Source organism: Paraburkholderia sp. DHOC27, assembly GCF_003429005.1.
Lineage (GTDB): Bacteria > Pseudomonadota > Gammaproteobacteria > Burkholderiales > Burkholderiaceae > Paraburkholderia.
The window spans coordinates 167,620-187,695 of sequence record NZ_QVQV01000003.1; the positions used below are offsets into that span (position 1 = coordinate 167,620).

15 protein-coding genes are annotated in these 20,076 nt (G+C 62.8%); 5 read left to right on the plus strand and 10 right to left on the minus strand.

All coding sequences use genetic code 11. From position 1 onward, the window contains the following. The first annotated feature begins 30 nt into the window (after positions 1 to 30). Together D0B32_RS12715 and queF are read left to right on the plus strand one after the other, a co-directional pair. Complete coding sequence (locus D0B32_RS12715) at positions 31 to 948, plus strand: 5'-nucleotidase (protein ID WP_117334346.1); 918 nt, start codon at positions 31 to 33, stop codon at positions 946 to 948. Further along, complete coding sequence (gene queF, locus D0B32_RS12720) at positions 945 to 1,769, plus strand: NADPH-dependent 7-cyano-7-deazaguanine reductase QueF (protein ID WP_117334347.1); 825 nt, start codon at positions 945 to 947, stop codon at positions 1,767 to 1,769. The genes D0B32_RS12715 and queF overlap by 4 nt, the downstream gene beginning before the upstream one ends. 734 nt (positions 1,770 to 2,503) lie before the next feature. On the opposite strand, the gene D0B32_RS12725 is transcribed toward queF, so the two are convergent. The 3 genes from D0B32_RS12725 to D0B32_RS12735 form a co-directional block, all read right to left on the minus strand. Further along, positions 2,504 to 2,890 carry a RidA family protein gene (locus D0B32_RS12725; RefSeq protein WP_117334348.1) on the minus strand — a complete coding sequence of 129 codons (387 nt, stop codon included), beginning with the start codon at positions 2,888 to 2,890 and terminating at the stop codon, positions 2,504 to 2,506. An 86-nt stretch (positions 2,891 to 2,976) separates the two neighbouring features. Next, complete coding sequence (locus tag D0B32_RS12730) at positions 2,977 to 4,458, minus strand: amidohydrolase family protein (RefSeq protein WP_117334349.1); 1,482 nt, start codon at positions 4,456 to 4,458, stop codon at positions 2,977 to 2,979. Positions 4,459 to 4,461: 3 nt separating this feature from the next. Continuing rightward, positions 4,462 to 5,352: a MurR/RpiR family transcriptional regulator gene (locus D0B32_RS12735; RefSeq protein ID WP_117334350.1), complete on the minus strand. Its 891-nt coding sequence runs from the start codon at positions 5,350 to 5,352 to the stop codon at positions 4,462 to 4,464. A gap of 201 nt (positions 5,353 to 5,553) precedes the next feature. On the opposite strand from D0B32_RS12735, the gene D0B32_RS12740 reads away from it, so the two are divergent. Next, entirely contained in the window at positions 5,554 to 6,831 is a 1,278-nt protein-coding gene (locus D0B32_RS12740) for an amino acid deaminase (RefSeq protein WP_117334351.1), read from the plus strand. An 86-nt stretch (positions 6,832 to 6,917) separates the two neighbouring features. On the opposite strand, the gene D0B32_RS12745 is transcribed toward D0B32_RS12740, so the two are convergent. Together D0B32_RS12745 and D0B32_RS12750 are read right to left on the minus strand one after the other, a co-directional pair. Further along, the gene (locus D0B32_RS12745) at positions 6,918 to 7,391 is read right to left on the minus strand and encodes a MarR family winged helix-turn-helix transcriptional regulator (RefSeq protein WP_117334352.1); all 474 of its coding nucleotides are present in this window, start codon (positions 7,389 to 7,391) and stop codon (positions 6,918 to 6,920) included. 27 nt (positions 7,392 to 7,418) lie between these two features. Continuing rightward, the gene (locus D0B32_RS12750; protein WP_117334830.1) at positions 7,419 to 9,014 is read right to left on the minus strand and encodes an MDR family MFS transporter; all 1,596 of its coding nucleotides are present in this window, start codon (positions 9,012 to 9,014) and stop codon (positions 7,419 to 7,421) included. A 150-nt stretch (positions 9,015 to 9,164) separates the two neighbouring features. On the opposite strand from D0B32_RS12750, the gene D0B32_RS12755 reads away from it, so the two are divergent. After that, a complete protein-coding gene (locus D0B32_RS12755) occupies positions 9,165 to 10,010 on the plus strand; it encodes an EcsC family protein (protein ID WP_117334353.1) in 846 nt (281 codons plus the stop codon). Here D0B32_RS12755 and D0B32_RS12760 read toward each other — a convergent pair. From D0B32_RS12760 to D0B32_RS12770, 3 genes are all read right to left on the minus strand, one after another. Next, the gene (locus D0B32_RS12760; RefSeq protein WP_117334354.1) at positions 9,980 to 10,948 is read right to left on the minus strand and encodes an alpha/beta hydrolase; all 969 of its coding nucleotides are present in this window, start codon (positions 10,946 to 10,948) and stop codon (positions 9,980 to 9,982) included. The genes D0B32_RS12755 and D0B32_RS12760 overlap by 31 nt on opposite strands. A 126-nt stretch (positions 10,949 to 11,074) precedes the next feature. Next, positions 11,075 to 11,539, minus strand: a complete 465-nt coding sequence (locus D0B32_RS12765) for a CHRD domain-containing protein (protein ID WP_117334355.1) — start codon at positions 11,537 to 11,539, stop codon at positions 11,075 to 11,077. A gap of 232 nt (positions 11,540 to 11,771) precedes the next feature. Beyond that, complete coding sequence (locus tag D0B32_RS12770; RefSeq protein ID WP_117334356.1) at positions 11,772 to 12,896, minus strand: porin; 1,125 nt, start codon at positions 12,894 to 12,896, stop codon at positions 11,772 to 11,774. Positions 12,897 to 13,353: 457 nt separating this feature from the next. On the opposite strand from D0B32_RS12770, the gene D0B32_RS12775 reads away from it, so the two are divergent. Beyond that, positions 13,354 to 14,289, plus strand: coding sequence for a LysR substrate-binding domain-containing protein (locus tag D0B32_RS12775; RefSeq protein WP_117334831.1), 936 nt, complete (start codon positions 13,354 to 13,356; stop codon positions 14,287 to 14,289). A gap of 276 nt (positions 14,290 to 14,565) precedes the next feature. Here the strand turns inward: D0B32_RS12775 and D0B32_RS12780 are convergent, their stop codons facing one another. Continuing rightward, positions 14,566 to 18,963, minus strand: a complete 4,398-nt coding sequence (locus tag D0B32_RS12780; protein ID WP_117334832.1) for an ATP-binding protein — start codon at positions 18,961 to 18,963, stop codon at positions 14,566 to 14,568. 136 nt (positions 18,964 to 19,099) lie between these two features. Then, entirely contained in the window at positions 19,100 to 19,846 is a 747-nt protein-coding gene (gene aqpZ / locus D0B32_RS12785) for an aquaporin Z (protein ID WP_117334357.1), read from the minus strand. Positions 19,847 to 20,076 lie beyond the last annotated feature (230 nt).

Sequence of the window (20,076 nt, forward strand, 5' to 3'; positions counted from 1 at the left end):
CGTCTCGACCTCGACCGTTCGCACTCAAAGATGGCAATTACGCTGCAGGACAAACTGGTGGTGGCGATTTCATCGCGCGCGCTGTTCGACTTCGAGGAAGAGAACCGCGTCTACGAGAACGGCGATCTGCACGCGTACGAAACGCTGCAACGTGCGCGTCTGAGCGTCCCGGCCAAACCCGGCGTGGCGTTTCCGCTGATACGCAAGCTGCTGGCGTTAAATGCGGGGGCGCATCGCGTGGAAGTGGTGATTCTGTCGCGCAGCGATCCAATTAGCGGACTGCGCGCGTTTCATTCCTGTCGCGAACATGGGCTGTCCATCGAACGTGGCGTGTTCACGCGGGGCCGCGCGCCGTTTGCGTATTTGAAGCCGCTCAATGCGTCACTGTTTTTGTCCGCCAATCAGGACGACGTGCGCGACGCTTTGACCGCAGGATTCCCCGCCGCACGCGTATTGCCGGAATCGGCGAAAATGGCGAGCAAGTATCCGGATGAGATCCGCATTGCTTTCGACGGCGACGCGGTGCTGTTTTCCGACGAAGCCGAGCAGGTATTTCAGAAGGACGGCCTGAAGGCCTTTGTGGGCCACGAGATCCACAACAAGGATTTGCCGCTGGCCGACGGGCCGCTCAAGCCGTTGCTCGAGGCACTGCACCGTTTGCAGAAACTGGCGGACGAAGCCGCGCCGACCCAGGCCGCGCCAATGCGGATTCGCACCGCGCTGGTGACAGCGCGCTCGGCGCCGGCACACGAGCGGGCGATCCGCACACTGATGGCGTGGAACATCGAAATCGACGAAGCGATGTTCCTTGGCGGACTCGACAAAAGCGCGTTTCTGCGCGAGTTCGAGCCGGACTTTTTCTTCGACGATCAAATTGGCCACTGCGAATCGGCCCGCGTCGTGACGGCGACGGGGCACGTGCTGAGTGGCATCGTGAACGCATCATGACACCCGAACAATCACCGCTCGGCAAACCTGCCGCATACACCGAACAATACGACGCGACGTTGCTGTTCCCGATCGCACGCAAGGCCGCGCGCGACGCGATTGGAATCAGCACGCAGCTGCCGTTTTTCGGCACGGACATCTGGAATGCTTACGAACTGTCGTGGCTGAATCAGCGCGGCAAGCCGCAGATTGCAGTGGCGACGTTCTACGTGCCGGCGGACTCGCCGAATATCGTCGAATCGAAGTCGTTCAAGCTTTATCTGGGCTCGTTTGCGCAGACCGCGTTTGAGTCTTTCGAGGCGGTGCGGGATACGATCAAGCGGGATGTTTCGGCTTGCTGTGGCGCGAGTGTTTCGGTGCATCTCACCGGACCGATGGATTTTGGCAAGCTGGCGCTCGAGGAGTTCGACGGTTTGTCGCTAGACCGGCTCGATCTGGATACGGATGTTTATCATCCGGACCCTTCGTTGCTCACGGCGGCGGTGGGTGAGTCTCCAGTCGAAGAGACCGTGTTTTCGAATCTACTGAAGTCGAATTGCCCGGTGACAGGACAGCCTGATTGGGGCAGCGTGCAGATTCATTACGTTGGGCCGCAGATCGATCATGCTGGCTTGCTGAGGTATATCGTTTCTTATCGAAACCACACGGGGTTTCATGAGCAGTGTGTGGAGCGGATTTTTGTTGATGTGATGAAGGCTTGTCAGCCTTTGAAGCTCGCGGTTTATGCGCGCTATACGCGGCGTGGGGGGCTTGACATCAATCCGTTCCGGACGAATTTTAATTTGCCTATGCCGGATAATTGCAGGACTGCGAGGCAATAAAGGTTTTTGCTCGCGGCGCGTTGGTTTGTTTTTTGGCCTTTCCTTGCATTCTTATTGGTCTATTTGCGTTGCCCCTGTGCGGGGCGGCACCTACTTTTCTTTGCCGCCGCAAAGAAAAGTAGGCAAAAGAAAGCGGGCTCACACCGCCAGCTCGTAGGTGTCTCCCTCGACACTCTCGCGGCGGTGGTCCGAGACGAGATCGGCCCTCGCGCCACTCACCCTCGTGACCAGGCCATCATCCGCTCCGCGTCGCGCTGCGCGCTCCGCTGTTGGGCATAACCCCCAGTTGTGCTGCTCTCGGAAAGCATCGCGTCCTGGTTGCGCTCCACCAGCGTAAGCGTGATCAGATTTGTTCGGCATGCCGAATATATGGCGCAGGGAACCACGCAAAGGATGGGGCACTCCCCACCCGCTTTCCGCCGCAAGCCCCACCGCGACGCACGTAGTGCGGAGTGGGATGAATGAGTGCTGTGTCACAGGCTCGCGCTGTGCGAGAGACGATCTCGTCTCGGACCAATGCCGGTGGAGTGGCGAGGGAGACACCTACGGGCTGGCGGTGTGAGCCCGCTTTCTTTTGCCTACTTTTCTTTGCGGCCGGCAAAGAAAAGTAGGTGCCGCCCCGCACAGGGGCAACACAAATAAACCAATAAGAATGCAAGGAAAGGCCAAAACAAAGCCAAACACGCTGCGCCGCAAGAAAACAAAAATGGCCGCAGGCAAAAAAACAAAAACCCTTACGCCGAAGGCGCCTTATACGCCACGCAATCCACCTCGACCTTGCAATCAATCACCATACTCGAAACAACACACGCCCGAGCCGGCGGATTCTCCCCAAAATACTCCCGGAACACCTTGTTGAACGACGCAAAATCCCGCGCATCATCCAGCCACACACCACACCGCACCACGTGCTCAGCCCCATAACCGGCTTCCTTCAGAATCGCGAAAACGTTCTGAATCGCCTTGTGCGACTGCTCCACAATCCCGCCGTTGATCACCTCGCCATTTTCCATCGGCGTCTGTCCGGACACGTACAACCAGCCGTCGGCTTCGACTGCCCGCGCAAACGGCATATGTTGACCACCCGTGCCCTTGCCGCCTTCCACGCCATATCGCTTCATCACCCAACACTCCTCATAGAATCCAGCAGCACGCCAGTCCAACGCCAAGGTCGACTAAAGCGCACTGCGTTGATTAAACCAAAAACTCAAAACACGCCCTGCGCGTCCACTCTGGACGCCACACCGCGCGCCACGAAATGTCCTGCCCGCTCGCCCGTGGGCTGTCCATCACGATACGACAGCACGCCATTCACCCACACGGCGTCAATGCCATCCGCCGGTTGCTGCGGCTTCTCGAAGGTCGCCGCGTCCCGCACGCGCTCCGGGTCGAACAGCACCAGATCCGCGTGGTAGCCAATATGCGCCTCGCCGCGCTGCGCCAGACCATAACGCCGCGCCGACAGGCTCGTCATCTTGCGGATCGCTTCCTCTAGCGGCAACAACGCAGCGTCGCGCACGTAATGCCCCAACACGCGCGGAAACGCTCCCCACAGCCGCGGATGCGGCAGCGGGTCGTTCGGCAATCCGTCCGAGCCCACCATCGACGCCGGATGCGACAGGATACGTCGCACATCCTCCTCCGACATGTTGTGGTACACCGCGCCCGCCGGTTGCAGGCGCCTCGCCGCCTCCTGCTGCGTGACGCCCCATTCGGCAGCGATCTCCTTGACGAGTTTGCCCGCCATCTCAGGGTGCGGTGTCGACCAGGTCACGGTGATGTCGATATCCCCTGTCACCTGCTTCACATCCAGCGTCGACGAACTGCGATTGTACGGATAGCAGTCGCAACCCACCGGCTGCAAACGGCGCGCGCCGTCGAGCGACTTCAGCACTTCGGTGCTGCGCCCCCAGTTCGACGGCCCCGCGCACTTCAGATGCGAGATCACCACCGGCACGCTCGCGTGACGGCCCACCCGGTAGGCTTCGTCCATCGCGTCGAGGATCGCGTCGAACTCGGTCCGCATGTGCGTGGTGTACAGCGCGCCGGCCGCCGCGAGCGGCTCCGCCAGCGCCATCACTTCTTCGGTCGGCGCGGCGAAAGCCGAGCCATAGGCCAGGCCTGAACTCAGACCCAGCGCGCCGTTCTTCAGCGCTTCTTCGAGCTGCGCACGCATGCCCTCGATTTCCTGCGGCGTCGCGGCGCGGTCGAGCCGGTCCATCTGATTGTTACGCAGCGCCGTATGCCCGATCAGCGCGCCGACGTTCACCGCCGGACGCGCCGCGTTCACGGCGTCCACGTAGGCGGCGAAGGTCGGATAGCTGAACGCGTCGCGCTCGCCAAGCAGGTTCATCGGATCGGGCGGATCGCCCTTGAGCGCCACTGGCGACGCGCTGATGCCGCAGTTGCCGACGATCACCGTGGTCACCCCCTGGCTGATCTTCGGCAGCATCTGCGGCGCGCGGATCACGTGGGTGTCGTCGTGCGTGTGCACGTCGATGAAGCCGGGCGCCAGCGCGCGGCCGTTGGCTTCGATCACCTCTTCGGCCAGCCAGTTCGACAGATTGCCGATCGCGACAATCCGGCCGTCGCGCACCGCCACGTCCCGCTCGACCGGCGGCGCGCCCGTGCCGTCGTACAGTTGCGCGTCGATGATCAGCGTGTCGGCGGCTTCAGGATGCGAATGCATGGATCAATCTCCTAGCGGTTGTCGGTCGCCGCCACCGCGGTGCGCGTCGAGCGCATGTTTCATGCGGCGCAGCAGCTCGCGGCTCTCGTCGCCCTGGCTGACAGCGAGTTCAGTGACGAGCACGTCGAGCGCCATCATCATCGCGTAGCGTGATGACGATGGCTTGTAAATGAAGTCAGTTTCGAACGCGACGATCGGAATCACCCAATCGGCCAGCCTGGCCATCGGCGACGCGGGCGCCGTCAGCGTAATCAGCCGCGCGCCGTAGCTGCGTGCGATGCGGCAGTTCTCCACCATTTCGGGCACGCGCCCGGTGGTCGACAGCGCAATCACCACGCAGTCACGCGACACGGTACTCGCCACCATCCGTTGCAACAAGCCGTCCTGATACGTGGCCACCGGCCGGCCGAGCCGCACGAGGCGAAAGCGCATTTCGTCGGCGAGCGCGGTCGAACCGCCGCCCATGCCGAACACGTAGATCATGCGCGCCTCGCGTAGCGCCGCGGCGGCTTCGCTGACCGGCGCCTGGCGCAACAACTGATGGTTATGCGTGAGCGCGGTCTGCACTTCGTCGAAGACGCGGGTGGCGAGCGGCTCCGGCACATCCGCCGACGCCCCGCTCGGCAAGAAACGCTGCCCGACGGCCGCCGCCTGCGCAAGGCGCAGCTTCAGTTCGCGCACGTCGCGGCAGCCCACCGCTTTGGCAAAGCGCGTGACGGTCGCGACGCTCACCGCTGCCTGCTGCGCCAGCGCGCCGATGCTGGCCCGCGACGCGCCCGTCAGGTCGTCCAGAATCAGCGCGGCGACCTTGCGTTCAGCCGAACGCAACCCCGGCGCGCATTCAGCGATGCGCGCGACGATATCGAAGCTGAGGGGTTCCGCGCTGGAATTCATGTGTGACCGTCAAGACGGAGCGGAAAGACCATGCCGCGCGAGCAGGTAAAACGCGCAGACAAGCGGTACGATGACGCCCAGTAACGCGAACCGGGCGGCGCAGGCCGTGGTACTAAATAACATTTCAGCAAACATCGTACTTTCTGTAACATGGGAAAGTCAACTTCGCTGCAATTTATCTGGACGATGGAGCAGGGTCACATGAAAGTTACAAACTATCAGGGCGCGACGATTGATCCGTACAGCAAGGGCCTGGGCAACGTCCCCGGCACCAGCATTCAATTGAGGGATGCCGCGCGTCTTGAATGGAATCTGCTGAACGAGGACATAAGCCTGCCGGCGGCGGTGCTGTACGCAGATCGTATCGAACACAATCTGAAGTGGATGCAGGATTTCGTCGCGCAGTACGGCGTCAAGCTCGCCCCGCATGGCAAAACCACGATGGCGCCGCAACTGTTCCGCCGTCAGCTCGAAACCGGCGCGTGGGGCATCACGCTCGCCACGGCGCACCAGGTGCGCGCGGCGTATCACGGTGGCGTGTCGCGCATCCTGATGGCCAATCAGCTGGTCGGCCGCCACAACATGATGATGATCGCCGAGATGCTGAGCGATCCAGAGTTCGAGTTTTTCTGCCTCGTGGATTCGGTGGATGGCGTCGAGCAACTGGGCAAGTTTTTCGGTTCGGTGCGAAAGTCACTGAACGTGCTGCTCGAACTGGGCGTGCCGGGCGGCCGTACGGGTGTGCGCGACGACGCGCAGCGCGACGCGGTGCTCGAAGCCATCGCGCGTTATCCAGATGCGTTGCAGCTCGCGGGCGTCGAAATTTACGAAGGCGTGCTGAAGGAAGAGCAAGACGTACGGGCGTTTTTGCAAAGCACGGTTGCCGTCACGCGTGGTCTGCTCGACGCCGGGCGCTTTGCGCGGCAGCCGGCCATTCTGTCCGGCGCGGGCTCGGCCTGGTACGACGTGGTGGCGGAAGAATTCGCGCAGCTCTCGGCGGAAGGCAAGATCGAAGTGGTGTTACGTCCGGGCTGCTATCTGACGCATGACGTGGGCGTGTATCGCAAGGCGCAAACGGATATCTTTGCGCGCAATCCGGTGGCGCGGAAGATGGGCGAAGGCCTCTTGCCCGCGCTGCAACTGTGGGCGTATGTGCAGTCCATTCCCGAGCCGGATCGCGCCATCATCGGTCTAGGCAAGCGTGATTCGGCCTTCGACGCCGGCATGCCCGAGCCCGCCAAACACTACCGTCCCGGCGACAAAGCACCGCGCGAGATCGCCGCCAGCGAAGGCTGGGAAATCTTCAACATGATGGATCAGCACGCGTATCTGCGCATACCGGCCGGCGCGAATCTGAAGGTGGGCGACATGATCGCCTTCGACATCTCGCACCCGTGCCTCACGTTCGATAAGTGGCGCCAGTTGCTGGTGGTCGATCCGTCGTATGAAGTGACGGAAGTGATCGAGACGTTTTTCTGAGCGCTCGCTCAGCGTTTGGAAGGCGGTGCGCAGCTTGCGTGCCGCCGCTTGCAAGGTAGCAACCTAAAACTAAAGCGGCGCGCTGCTTAGCGCCCCGCTGTCGTCTCCGCCGCGGCTTCGACACCGGCGGCGGCAGCCACCTCGCCGATCCGCGCCTCCAGCATCCCCAGTGCGCTCGACAGCGCAGCCAGCGCATCGTCCGGCAACGCCGCCATCGTGTCGTGCAGGAACGCCGTGCGCCGCGGCAAGGCCGCTTCGGTCACGGCCAGCCCTGTTTCGGTCAGGCGCACGTTGGTCACACGGTTATCCCGCTCGTCCATGCTGCGCGCGATCCAGCCAAGCCGTTCCAATGCCTTCAACTGACGCGTCAACGCGCCGGGGTCGACGCGCAGACGTTCGACGAGGCGCTTCTGCGACGACTCGCCACCCTGATCGTGCAACGCGATCATGACGCGCCAGCGCGGCAGCGGATGTCCCACCTGCAACTCGAACGCCGCCATGAACGCCCGATAGGTGCGGCCAAATTGATGAACGATGGCGACGCGATCCTGTTCTTCCATGATGTACCGGTGATGCGCGAGGTCGAATCAATCCGCCAGAATGGTCGGCTCAACGTGACGATGAAGTTTGATGGGCGGCACGCGCCGGCTTTGCCAGATCGAGACCACGGCGATCACGGCGGCAAGCGCAAGGCCGAGATGGATCGCCGACACCAGCGACTCACGCGCCGTCTCCAGCAGCACCGCGCCGTTGTGGCCAGCCTGCATCAACTGGCTCAGCAGCGTGGTTTGCGCGTCGCGGTTGATCAAAATCTGCGGGTCGGCCATGTCGCTGAACCAGTGCATGGCCTGATCGTGCGTGAGCGCGCTGCGCACGCCGCTCGCATACATGTGCGTGATGAGCGTGCCGGTCAGCGCCGTGCCAATCATCCCGCCAATCATGCGTAACGACTGCAGCAACGCGGTGGCAATGCCGAGATGCTCGCGGCCGGCGGTCTGCTGCGCAAAGATGGTCAGATTCGGCATGACGAAGCCAAGCCCGAGGCCGCCCAGCACCATGAAGGTCATCAACAGCCATTGCGGCATATCGTGCGTGGCGACCACAACACCCAGGCACGACAGCGCGACCAGTGCGAAGCCCACATACAGCATCAGATTCGGATTGGGCACGCGTGAAACGATCCGTCCGTTCGTGATACTGCCAATGGTGATGAACACCACCAGCGGCGTGATGACGAGACCCGCTTCTTTCGGCGACATGCCGAAGCCGCCCTGGAACAGCAACGGCGCGTAAAACAACAGCGAAAACATCGTGAAGCCGCCGAGCACGGCCAGCGTGAACAAGGCGGCGAGACTGCGGTTGCGGAACATGTCGAGCGGCAGAATGGCGGTCGGGCAGCGCTTCTCCCACTGCAACAGCGCGAACGCACTGACCACGCTCACCGCGAGCAACGCGACGGCCATGAGCGAGAGGCCGTGTTTGGGCAGCATCTCGACGAACAACTGCAACGCGCCGAGCGACAGCGCAATCAGCAGCGCGCCGGGCCAGTCGAGCCGCATCTTGCCTTCATGCTCCACATGCCGCAGATGCGGCAGGAAACGCCAGACGAAGAAGAGCGACAGCAAGCCCACCGGCAGATTCACGTAAAACACGGAACGCCAGCCGTAGTACTGCGTGAGGAAACCACCGAGCGACGGCCCGATGGCGTTGGCGATGCCGAACGCCGAACTCATCATCACCTGCCAGCGCAGTCGGACGACGGAGTCGGGGAACAGATCGGGGATGCAGGCGAACGCGGTGCCCACGAGCATGCCGCCGCCGATGCCCTGCAAGCCGCGCGCGAGCACCAGGAAGAGCATGCTGTTGGCCATGCCGCACAGCACCGACGCCGCCGTGAATACGACGATCGAGGCGATCACGAAGGGCTTGCGGCCGTAGTAATCGCCGAGCCGCCCGAAGATCGGCACGGTGATGACGGAGGTGAGCAGATACGACGTCGCCACCCACGCGTACAACTCGAAGCCTTTGAGTTCGGCGACGATGGTCGGCAGCGCAGTGCCGACCACGGTCTGGTCGAGCGCGACGAGCATGGTCACGAAGGAAACGCCGAGCATCGCCATCAGCGATTCACGGAACGGTAAAACTTGCCCACTCGAATGGTGAGCCGCAGTATGTACAGCCATTTTTTGATAGCGCAACGGTTGACGCGTCAATTAATACTGAATCATACCATCCATTAGCGCTCTAAACTGCACATGGAAGCGGCGGATCGGGCACCTTGCCTGCTATCCCCCTTCACGATCCAAAGAAGTTGCGTGCATCAAGGGAGGCACATGGAGTCTATTTCGCTCGCCGAACAGAGCTTGTCCGCCGAGGACCTGCTGGCACTGCGCCGCGCCAAACATGAACTGGAAAGCCCGGCTCTGGCGATGAAGCTCGCCAGCATCGTCGGCGCGCCGCTCGAAAAGCTGATGTCGCGCATGCCGGTGATCGCCAATGAGAAGGTGAACGACGCTACGCAGCTCGCGCTACGCAAATGTCTGCAGATCGCCTTGCGCACACTTGGCCGCCAGGATAATGCGGCGGCGCCGCTCGCCGCGCCCGACAAGCCAAGCAATCTGCTCCACAAGTTCGCAGTGGCGACCACCGGCGCGGCGGGCGGCGCGTTTGGCCTGTTCGCGCTGCCGGTGGAATTGCCGGTCACGACCACGCTGATGTTCCGCTCGATCTGCGATATCGCGCGCAGCGAGGGGGAGGATCTGTCGTCCATCGATACGCAGTTGCAGTGCCTCACCGTGCTCGGCATGGGCGGCACATCGAAGGCCGACGATGACGCCGACTACGGCTATTTCATCATGCGTGGCGCGCTGGCTCAGGCGGTGTCGAAAGCGACTTCGGAGATCGCCACCAAGGGCTTCACCACCCACGGATCAGCCGCGCTGGTGCGCCTGCTCAACACCATCGCGTCGCGCTTTTCGGTGCAGGTCAGCGAGCAGATCGCGGCGAAGTCGATTCCGGCCATCGGCGCCGTGCTCGGCGCGATGGTCAACACGGTCTTTATGGACCACTTCCAGTTGGTCGCGCATGGTCACTTCACCGTACGCCGGCTGGAACGCCGCTACGGAACGGACCTGGTGAAAGAGGCCTATCAGGCCATCGACATCGCACTCGACGGCTGATCCGCCGCAGCCGTCACCTGGCCCACGAAGCCGGCGGCGGCATCCAGTGCGCGCCCCGCTTCGGGGATGAACGGCGCAAAGATCTGCCAGACGTGCGGCATCTTTGGCCAGACCTGCAATTCGACACTCACGCCCACGGCCCGCGCGTTCTCGGCCGCGCGCGTTGAGTCGTCAAGCAGGACTTCCGTGCTGCCAGCCTGGATGAAGAGTGGCGGCAAGCCGCGCAAATCTGCGTAGACCGGCGAGGCGTAGGGATGAGTCGCGGGCGTATCGCCCAGATAGACTTTAGCCGCGCGGCCGATGGCAGGGCCGCTGAACATCGGGTCCGCGCCGTCGTTGCTGCGGATGCTCGCGCCGCTCGCCGCCAGATCGGTCCACGGCGAAAACAGCACGCCGCCGGCCGGTAGCGGGTCACCCGCATCGCGTAATGCAACGAGCGTCGCCAGCGCGAGACCGCCGCCAGCCGAATCACCGGCAATCACGATCGAACCCGGCGCGATACCGCCCGCAAGCAGATGCCGATACGCCGCGACAGCGTCATCCAGCGCACCCGGAAAACGATGCTCCGGTGCCAGCCGATAGTCCAGCGAGAATGTGGCGGCACGGGCCCGTGTGGCCAGGCCGAACACCAATGAGCGATGCGATTTCGGCGAGCAGAAGTAGTAGCCGCCACCGTGCAGATACAGAATGACCGGCGCTCGTGCCGCACTGGTGGCGCTGCTGTTTGAGTCAGCGTCGAGCGGTTCGAGCCACTCGCCGCGCATGGCGTCGCCCGTTGCGTACTGTTCGCGCAGACGCCAGCCTGCCGGCACTTTCGGCACCCATGCACGCCTGGCCGTGAGATAGCGCGCGCTTTCGACATCGATCTCCGGCTTGAGCGTCGCCGGACGGAACTGCCGTCGCAGATACCAGCATGCCAGTGTGCTTTGCCAACTCATCGGGCGCATCCTCCATGAACCGTTCGCCGTCATGGTACGTGCGTTCGGCAATGCGCTAGTGGGGGATCGGTTCTAATCCTGTTAAGATGCACGGCTTGCCCGGCGGTCGAGGATCGCCCTGGTCCATTAGTTGGACGGCAGGATCTGACCGCGAATCTCACCCATTGGGTTTTGCACGGTGTGGATATTGAAGTACCACTGACCGGCCATCAGGTCCGTCACCTGCTGCTCCGTCAACTGCGCCGTGCCCGTTATCGGACTTGCCAACGCGCCCTTCTGAATGGGAATCTGGATCTTGGCGTTCTGGCCCACCGGCGCTGGACCGTGGAAGTGAGCAGCCGTCGCGGCGCTGCCAAGGCCTTCATACGTGATGGTCCATTGCAGCGACTGAGTCGTAGTGTCGAAGGTGGCATTCAACATGCCATGCCCGTGGCTCACGCGCGGCGGGACTTCACTGGATGGCTCGAGATCGGCCTTGAGCGCTACGGTATCTGCACGCGCCATCCCGGCATGGAAAGCCCCCGCTAGCGCGATGCCCGACGCGAGCGCCCCCAACACGACCATCCGCTCCAGCTTGCGAAACGCGATCATTTTTATGTCTCCGGACTTTGTGCAACGCCGCACCGGCCGATCGCCGGATGCAGGGCACCTCATACTAGTGTAAATCGCCCTTGGGTTTATGCGTCGCGTCCCACGCTTCGGTGTAGATCGTGCGTCAAAAGAAAAAAGGCACCGCAAGCGGTGCCTTTCATGACCCAGCGTTAAGCCGGTACCAGGCGAACGCTGATTGGGCACGACTGAGCGCCCAATCAGCACGAACGCATTAGAAGCGGTGACGAATACCCGTCGACACCACCACCTGGTTGCGACCCGAAGCCGGTGCGTCGGTGCCGAACACTTGCGTGCTGAGCGAATTGCCGCTTGCGCCCACATGCACGACGCCTTCAGCATACAGATCGGTACGCTTGGACAACATGTAGTCGGTTTGCAGACCGAACTGGTTCCAGTGATTTGCGCCGCTATCCGCGCCGACATCACGTGCCAGAGCTTGCGTGTACGTGTAAGCCGCACCCAGCGAGAGTGCCGGCGTCACGTTGTAATGCGCGTTGACTTCGTAGTTGTTGTAACGCACCGAACCGTTGCCCATGGCGAACTGGAAGCGGCTCTGCGTGAACAGGGCGCCAACCACGGCCGGGCCAAACGCGTAGCTTGCGCCGGCACCCCAGGTGCGTTGCTTCTTGGTCACGCCGTCATAGCCCGAATTCAGCGCGCCGTCCTGGATTGCACCGCTCGAACTACGGTCCAGGCCCTGCGCTTCGAGGTAGCCAGCAGCGATCTTCAGGCCGCCGTTTGCGTAGCCAGCACCCACGCTGTACGCGCGGTCGTTGGCGAAACCGCCTGCCTGGTTGGAGAAGCCATACAGGCCGCTGAACGACAGACCGCTGTAGTTCGCGCTCTGGAATTTCACCGAGTTGTTGATGCGCAGCGAACCGTCCGCGTTGTCGTTATCGCCAGCGTGGGCGAAGTACGTGCCGCCCCACGTGCCGGTTGCGCTCAACGGGCCGAGATAGTCGACCACGGAATCGTACTGGCGACCCAGCGTGAGCGTGCCGTACGGGCTGGTGATACCGACGAATGCCTGGCGGTCGAACATGCGGCCGTTCGATGCTGCCTGACCGTTGTTCACGTTGAAGCCGTTTTCCAGGGTGAAGATCGCTGCGAGACCGCCGCCGAGATCTTCCACACCGCGCAGGCCCCAGCGGCTGCCGTCCACATTGCCGCTCGTCAACGAATAGGCCGAATGATGCGTGCCGCTCGTTGCGCCAGCTTCGTTGTTCACGTACGTAAAGCCCGCGTCGACGATGCCATACAACGTCACACTGCTCTGTGCGTAAGCCGCACTCGCGAAGCTCGTGGCCACTGCCGCGAGAATCAGCGTCTTTTTCATGATGCTCCCTAATACCGTATGGATGACGAGTCGTCGGACCCGTCGTGGTCAATCGCATGAACTGCAGGCCGGGCACGCAACACAGCGTGGCCTCGGCGTTAGCCGGATACCGGTTTAATCTGCAGCGCAAGTTTAGGGGGGCAACTTTTCGCGACGGACGGCCCGTCTACACAAAAGACTTTTTGAATTATTCGAAAACAGCGAGCGGGTTTGGCTATGCGCCTTGAGTGGTAAGGCATTTGTTACGTTCGCGGCAGATCGTTAGCGTTACTTATCTAATTAAAGCGTTGCCGGGCCGCCACGACTGGAGCCAGAAACTATCTGATAAGGTGTTGTGACAGTTCGCATGCCTGTGGCGCTCGACAGGCTTTAGTATTCGTCGTCCCGACATGTACCGCGGAGTTCCATCAACACCACTCAGCGCCATCACCACGCTTCCCGCTTGAAGAAATCGAAGATGAATCATTTGCAGGCCATGCGCGTCTTTCTGAAAGTCGCCGAAAATGGTTCGTTCGGTCGCGCCGCGGCGAGTCTGGCTTTGTCCAATGCAGTGGTGACGCGCTATGTCGCGCTGCTCGAAACGCACCTGAACACGCGGCTCATCAACCGCACCACTCGCAGCGTGTCGCTCACCGAGGCCGGGCAGGCCTATGCCGAAGGCTGCCGGCAAACTCTCGAGCAGATCGAGGCCATGGAGTCCGCGATTTCCGAAAGTGCCACGGATCCTTCCGGCACGCTCAAGCTGGTGGCCTTCGCGTCGTTCTCGCTGTTTGGCTTGACGCCGCTGCTGGAGCGTTACCGTGCGCGTCATCCGAAGGTGAAGCTGTCGGTCACGCTGCTGCATCGTCCGGTGGATCTGATCGAGGAAGGTTTCGACGTAGGCATCGTGGGGCCTGGCCAGGTCAGCAGCGGCACACTCATTCAGCGTTCGCTGGTCAGGGTGCAGGCGGTCGCGGTTGCCTCGCCTGACTATCTCCACGCGCACGGCACGCCGGCCACGCCCGCCAGCCTCGCCGCGCATACGTTCCTCGCGCCTTCGGCGACGCTGCATGGCACGGAATGGTGTTTTGTCGGCGCTGATGGCCAGGCAGAGAAAGTCACGCTGGAGCCGGCCTATTCGGTCAACAATGCGGTGATGCTCCGGCAGGCCGCCCTCGCGCACATGGGCATTACCATCCTGCCGGAAAACCACGTGGCGGCTGACCTGTCGTGCGGTGCGCTGGTGAAGGTGCTGCCCGGCTATCAGATCAGCGGGGCGGACAAAGAAGTGTCACTGGTGTATCCGGGGCGCCGGCATGTCCCCGCAAAAACGCGCTCGTTCGTGGACTTCGCCGTCGAATACTTTCGCGGCAGTCCCGCCCCGGCGTTTTCCACGTTATTTCAAAATAGTTAATTGCGAAATACGGGGGCAATGCTCTCAAATTCACGCGCTATTCTTTAGCTAGCGAGAAGTGACTCCTTCATCGAAGGATGTCTCCAATCTTCAACGCGGCTTCGGCCGCGTTTTTTTTCGTCTGTGCATTGTGGACGCGTCCGGCGGGCGGCAATCTGGGTTAGCCCACAGCGTGTGCTTTATGGCAGCCGCTGGCCGTGGGCCGCAGCGCCGCAGAAGCGACGAGCGGTATCAGCGCGTTGCCGCACCTCGTTGCTGTTGACCCATCAATTCGCATTATGCGAGCAGAGCCGCCTGTTCCTCGATGCCATCGAGCATCGCATTGCACTTGCGCGTCAGCGCGAAGCCGTCGTCGCGCAGCCTGTCTGCGGCGTGGACGCCGATGCCGCGCCGGTACTGCTCCAGCACGGCGAGCAACGGCGGATATTGCAGCACACCCGCCGCGCCCGCGATCCGGTGATGCCATTCCCGCAGCCGCCCGGTGTCCGGCTCATCCAGCAAGGGCGGCAGCGCCTTGACGTCGTCGCGCACCGAGGTCACGAACGACGCCAACAGCGCCTTCACCGTCGACTCGCTGCCCCACAACTGGATCATCTGCGCCAGATCGACCGGCACGAAGGCATCCGTGGATTCGGCCGTGGGCGTTTCCGAGACCGGCGACACGCCCATGACCTCAGTCGTCCCCGCGCCGGTCCCCGCCCCCATCTGCCGCGCGCCGTCAGCGCCGAACCAGCGGCTCAGATATTCGCGCAGCGTGGCAAGCCGGGTGGGTTTGACGAGGCAATCGTCCATGCCCGCGGCGCGGCATTGGCTCAAGTCCTCCGGCGCAGTATTCGCGGTTATGCCGAGGATCGGCAACGGCTCGTCGCCGAACGGCCGGGTCTTTTCGGCTTCCCGAATCCACCTGGCCAGTTCGTAGCCCGACAGATTGGGCATGTGGCAATCGGTGATCAGGCAGCCGTAGCGGGTTTTGTCCAGCGCGGCCAACGCTTCCACGCCATCGTTGACCACGTCGCACGCAAATCCGAGCAAGGCAAGCTGGTGACGAATCAGTTCCTGATTGACCGGATGGTCCTCCGCCACGAGGATCAGGCGGCCGCTGGCAATGGCGCGCTCGCGGTCGGGCGGCGCCATGCTGACCTCGGAGGTATCGCGGGCGCGTGTCGGCGCGGGCGACAAACCGGTCAGCGCAGCCGCACAGCCCGCACCCAGTCCGCGCCACGAAATGGGATTGACGCTCACGCGCACGGCGTCGTCAAGAATGCGGTAGCCGGTCGGCTTGGGCTTTTCCGTCAGACAGATCACATGCGACGTAGACGCGACCGCGTGCGGCAGCGAGAGACCTTCGCTGAGGAAGATCAGATCCATGTCCTCGAACACGGCGGCGTCGTTCAGCTCCACCGCCGGCGATACACGGCGCAACTCGAGCCCCAGGGCCTGGCCGAAATGCATCAGCGCGTCGCCGACGCAGGCATCGGAAACCGCCACGATGCCGCGTTTGCCGCGCAGGCCGCTGACCTCGTAGTGTTGCGCCGCCACCAGCATGTCGAGCCGCACGGTCATGCGGGTTCCTACGCCGACGGCGCTCTGCAATTCGAGCGCACCGCTCATCAACGCGACCAGCTTGCGGCAGATGGTCAAGCCGAGTCCCGTGCCACCGAAGCGCCGCGTAGTCGACGACTCCGCCTGCACGAACGGCTCGAACAACTGCGACTGAACCTCCGGCGCGATGCCAATGCCGGTGTCCTCCACCGTCATCTGGAGCGTCTGCACGCCAGCCTTTTGTTCAACCACGGTCACGCTGACGTCGACCCGTCCGGACGGCGTGAACTTGATCGCGTTGCCGAGCAGATTGAAGAGGATCTGCCGCAGACGAACGCTGTCGCCACGCAGGCTGGCCGCAACCTCCGGCGCGATGTCGACGCGCACCTTTAACCCCTTCTCATGCGCACGCCCGGCGAGCAGTCCAACCGCGTTGTCGACCAGATCACGCAGATCAATCGGTTCGGCTTCGATGGTCAACCGCCCGGCTTCGATCTTCGAATAGTCGAGCAGGTCGTCCAGGATTTGCAGCAGGGCACCGGCGGACTCGTGGATCATGCCGAGCATCTCGCCCTGATCCGCGTTCAGACGCGTGCGTTCCAGCACCTCCACCAGCCCCAGCACGCCGTTCATCGGCGTACGGATTTCGTGGCTCATCATGGCGAGGAAGTCGTCCTTCGCACGCGACGCGGCTTCGGCCAGATCACGGGCGCGCGCCAGTTCGTCGGAACGCGCGTGTTCGACGCTGGCGTCCACCCAATAGCCGCTCCACACCACGCTGCCCTCCGCTTCGCGACGCGGCACGAGTTCGGCACGGACCCACGCGGGCTCCTCGAAACCGGCCGAGCGGAACTCCATATGGATCGGCGTCTCCATGCGCGCGGAACGCTCGAGTTCAGCCAGTACGCGTGGCCGGTCCTCGGCATACACGCGCTCGAAACTGAGTTCGCTCGCGCTCATCAGTTTGCTGCCGTCGCCGCCCAGCAGGTGCTGGGTGTCTCCGCCGATGTACGGGAACGAGTAATGGCCGGTGACCTCCCGCCGTAGCTGAAAGACGACGGCCGGCAGCGAGCGCGTCACGTCGAACAGTCGACGTTCATTCTCACGCGCGAGCATCTCCGCGCGCCGGATATCCGTAATGTCCACCACCGTGCCCAACACGCAGGACGGCTGGCCGTCGACACCGCGGCACAAACTGGTCCAGAAGAGCGCATGGTGCAGTTCGCCGGACCGGTCCGTAAATTCCAGTTCGACCTGCGAGCGCTGGCCGGTCTCGACCACCTCGCGCGTCACGTCTTCCAGCAGCAAGCTGTTCGCGGCACCCCATGCCTGCACGTCCTGGCCGTTTTGTCCGATGACCTGCTCGCGTTGCAATCCGGAGCACAGCTCATACGCGCGGTTGATGGCGAGATACCGTCCATCGAGGTCTTTCGCGACGAGCGGGTACGGCACCATCTCCATCATGGTTTGCTGGAAATTCAGTTGCGATGCCAATGCGGCTTCGGTCTGCTTGCGCAGCTTCACTTCGCGCTGCAGCAGCAGGTAAGCGCGCAACGTGATGGCAAGCACGACGCCAATGCCGATCAGCAACGGTAGCAGGCGCAGCGCCGTCACACTCCAGATGCCGCTATCGCCCGCGCGCCCCGTTACCCACTTTTGACGGATACGCTGCTTTTCCGCCGGCGGCATGGCCAGCAAGGCACGGTCGATCAAGCCAGCGAGCGGCGCCAGGTCCGGGCGCAGCGCGAAGCCGAGCGCTTCGGATTCACCGACCGTACCGAGAATCTTGAGCACGCCTGCGTACTGTTGCTTCAGTTGCAGATCGACGGCGGCGACATTGCCGATCAACACGTCCGCCTTGCCTTTGGCGACCAGTTCGAGGGCGTCATCGAGACTCGGCGTGACGATCACGTTCACGCTCGGGATTTTGTAGGCGGCCAGTGAGATCGAACCGGCCACGTGCGCGGACATCGCAATGCGGCGCGTCGCGAAATCGTTCAGGCTGCGTGCGGCAGGCTCGTCGTCGCGGCCGACGATCACCAATGGATAGCTTTCGTAGGCACCGGTTTTCGCTGCACCCGCGAGGCGCGGATCGCCCCGCGACGCCGTGGCCAGCAGCGCCAGATCGCCGCGCTGAAATGCGCTGACTGTCGAGGGCCAGTCTTCGAGCGGCGCGCGCGTGAACTGCAGACCGAGGGTACGGCTCAGATAGTCGAGATATTCGGCGGCAATGCCACTTGGATGACCCGCGTCGTCGAGGTAGCTGAAGGGCGACCAGGCGTTGTCGAAACCCACCGTCAGCGGCGGCAACGAGCGTAACCAGTTCTGCTCGGCAGGCGTCAGGATCAGACGGCGCGCCGCCGGGACTGCGGGTGAGTTGAAGTTGGCGCCAAGCCAGCGCGCACGGATGACGGCTTCGTCCGTGGGCGCGAGCGACGCCAGCGCGCGATCGAGTTGATCGCGCAGCAGCGCGCGATTGCGCGCCACGCCGAAGCGCAATTCGCTCGGCTGCGAGTTGTCCTCGAAAGCGATCCGCAGATCAGCGAATTCGGCATTGCCGAGCGCGTTCTGGACCGCTGGCGTAAAGCCGAGATAGGCGTCCGCCGTGCCCTGCTGGACCGCATTCAGGGCGGACGCCGTATTGGCGAACGTTTCGATTTGCGCGCGCGGAAAACGCTCACGCAAAACGCGTTCGAGTGCGAAGCCGGACTCGATGGCAATGCGCGCGTTGCCAAGTTGCTGCGCGTTCTGAATGACACTGTTTTGCACGTTGACCACCACGGAGGTGGACGCGCGGAAATACGGCGCGGTGAAACTCAGGCTGTGTTCCCGCTCGGGTGTGCGGGCGACGCTCATCAGCAGATCGACTTTGCCTTCGGAGGCGGCCGCAAGGAGATGCGGCATGTCGGGAAACGCCTTCGGCTCGATGACCACACTCGGGCCTACCAGCGTGCGCAGGTAGTCCGCACTCAGGCCGGTGAGACGGCCGTCCTTCAGGACCTCGAAAGGCGCCCAGCCACTAGCGAGAATGCCCACCGTGAGCTTTGCAGGCGCAACGGCGTTTGATGGTGCTGCGGTGTCGGGCGGCGCAGACGTGCTGGCGGCGAAGGCGAACTGCGTAACCAGCAGCATCAAGATGGATGCGAGTGTCAGCAGCAGGCGGCTCACCGAACTACGGCGGACGCGTACGGCTGTTCTGACGGAGCTTTTGAGGAGCGATGACGGTCCAGCCACACACGTTCCCACCAACCAGCCGGGCAATAACGAATCAGACAACTTCACCACACTCCCCCGTCGACTCGCGCTGGCTACGACGCGGTTTGCCCCACAGGAATGAGTAGAGGAACCCGGCGAGGATGGCGCCCGCCATCGGCGCGGCCCAGAACAGCCAGAGTTGATCGAGCGCCCAGTCGCCGACCAGCAGGGCCGGCCCGGTGGAGCGCGCCGGGTTCACCGATCCGTTGGTGACGGGCAGTGCAACCAGATAGATGAGCGCGAAACACGCGCCCTTTACGAGGGGCGCGACCGCTCGCGAAACGCGCCGGCGCGACAGCGTCAGATTCGCTATCACGAAGGCGAACGACAGCACCAGTTCGATCACCACGGCCGAATGAATTTGATAGTCGCCCGGCGAGTGGTCGCCAAAGCCATTGGCGCCAAACTCGCTCGCCGCAAGGTCGAACCCAGGACGACCGCTCGCCACATAGGCGAGCAATGCTGCGCCGGCCACCGCGCCCAGAATCTGCGCGGCGATGTAGGGCATCAGGTCACGAACGGGAAAGCGATGGGCGGCGGCGAAACCCACCGTCACCACGGGATTGAAGTGGCCACCAGACAGGCGGCCGAGCACATACGTGGCGGTGGCGAGGGCGAGGCCAAATGCCAGCGCAATCTCCAGCACGCCGTAGCCCTGCTGGGCACCGCCCGTATTCAGGACGATGCTGCCGCAGCCAATGAACACCAGCCAGGCCGTGCCCGCGCCTTCGACCAGCAACCGCTTACCCAAGCTCAACATTTCGTCCCTCTTTCTACGAGCGGCACGGCGCGATCACACCAACCATGCGTTGGCTCGTACCATGCAGATTCCTGAAAACCGTTTGCATGTCGAACCATTTCCCGATGAAGAAAGTGAACTTTCCTCTCTGATCTGCATGCCGTTCCGAAGTATGGAAGGGCGTTGCTGAGACTCTAATCAGACGATTCTTAAATTGAGATGCGGTACACGTCAGTCTGTCAGTGAATTTC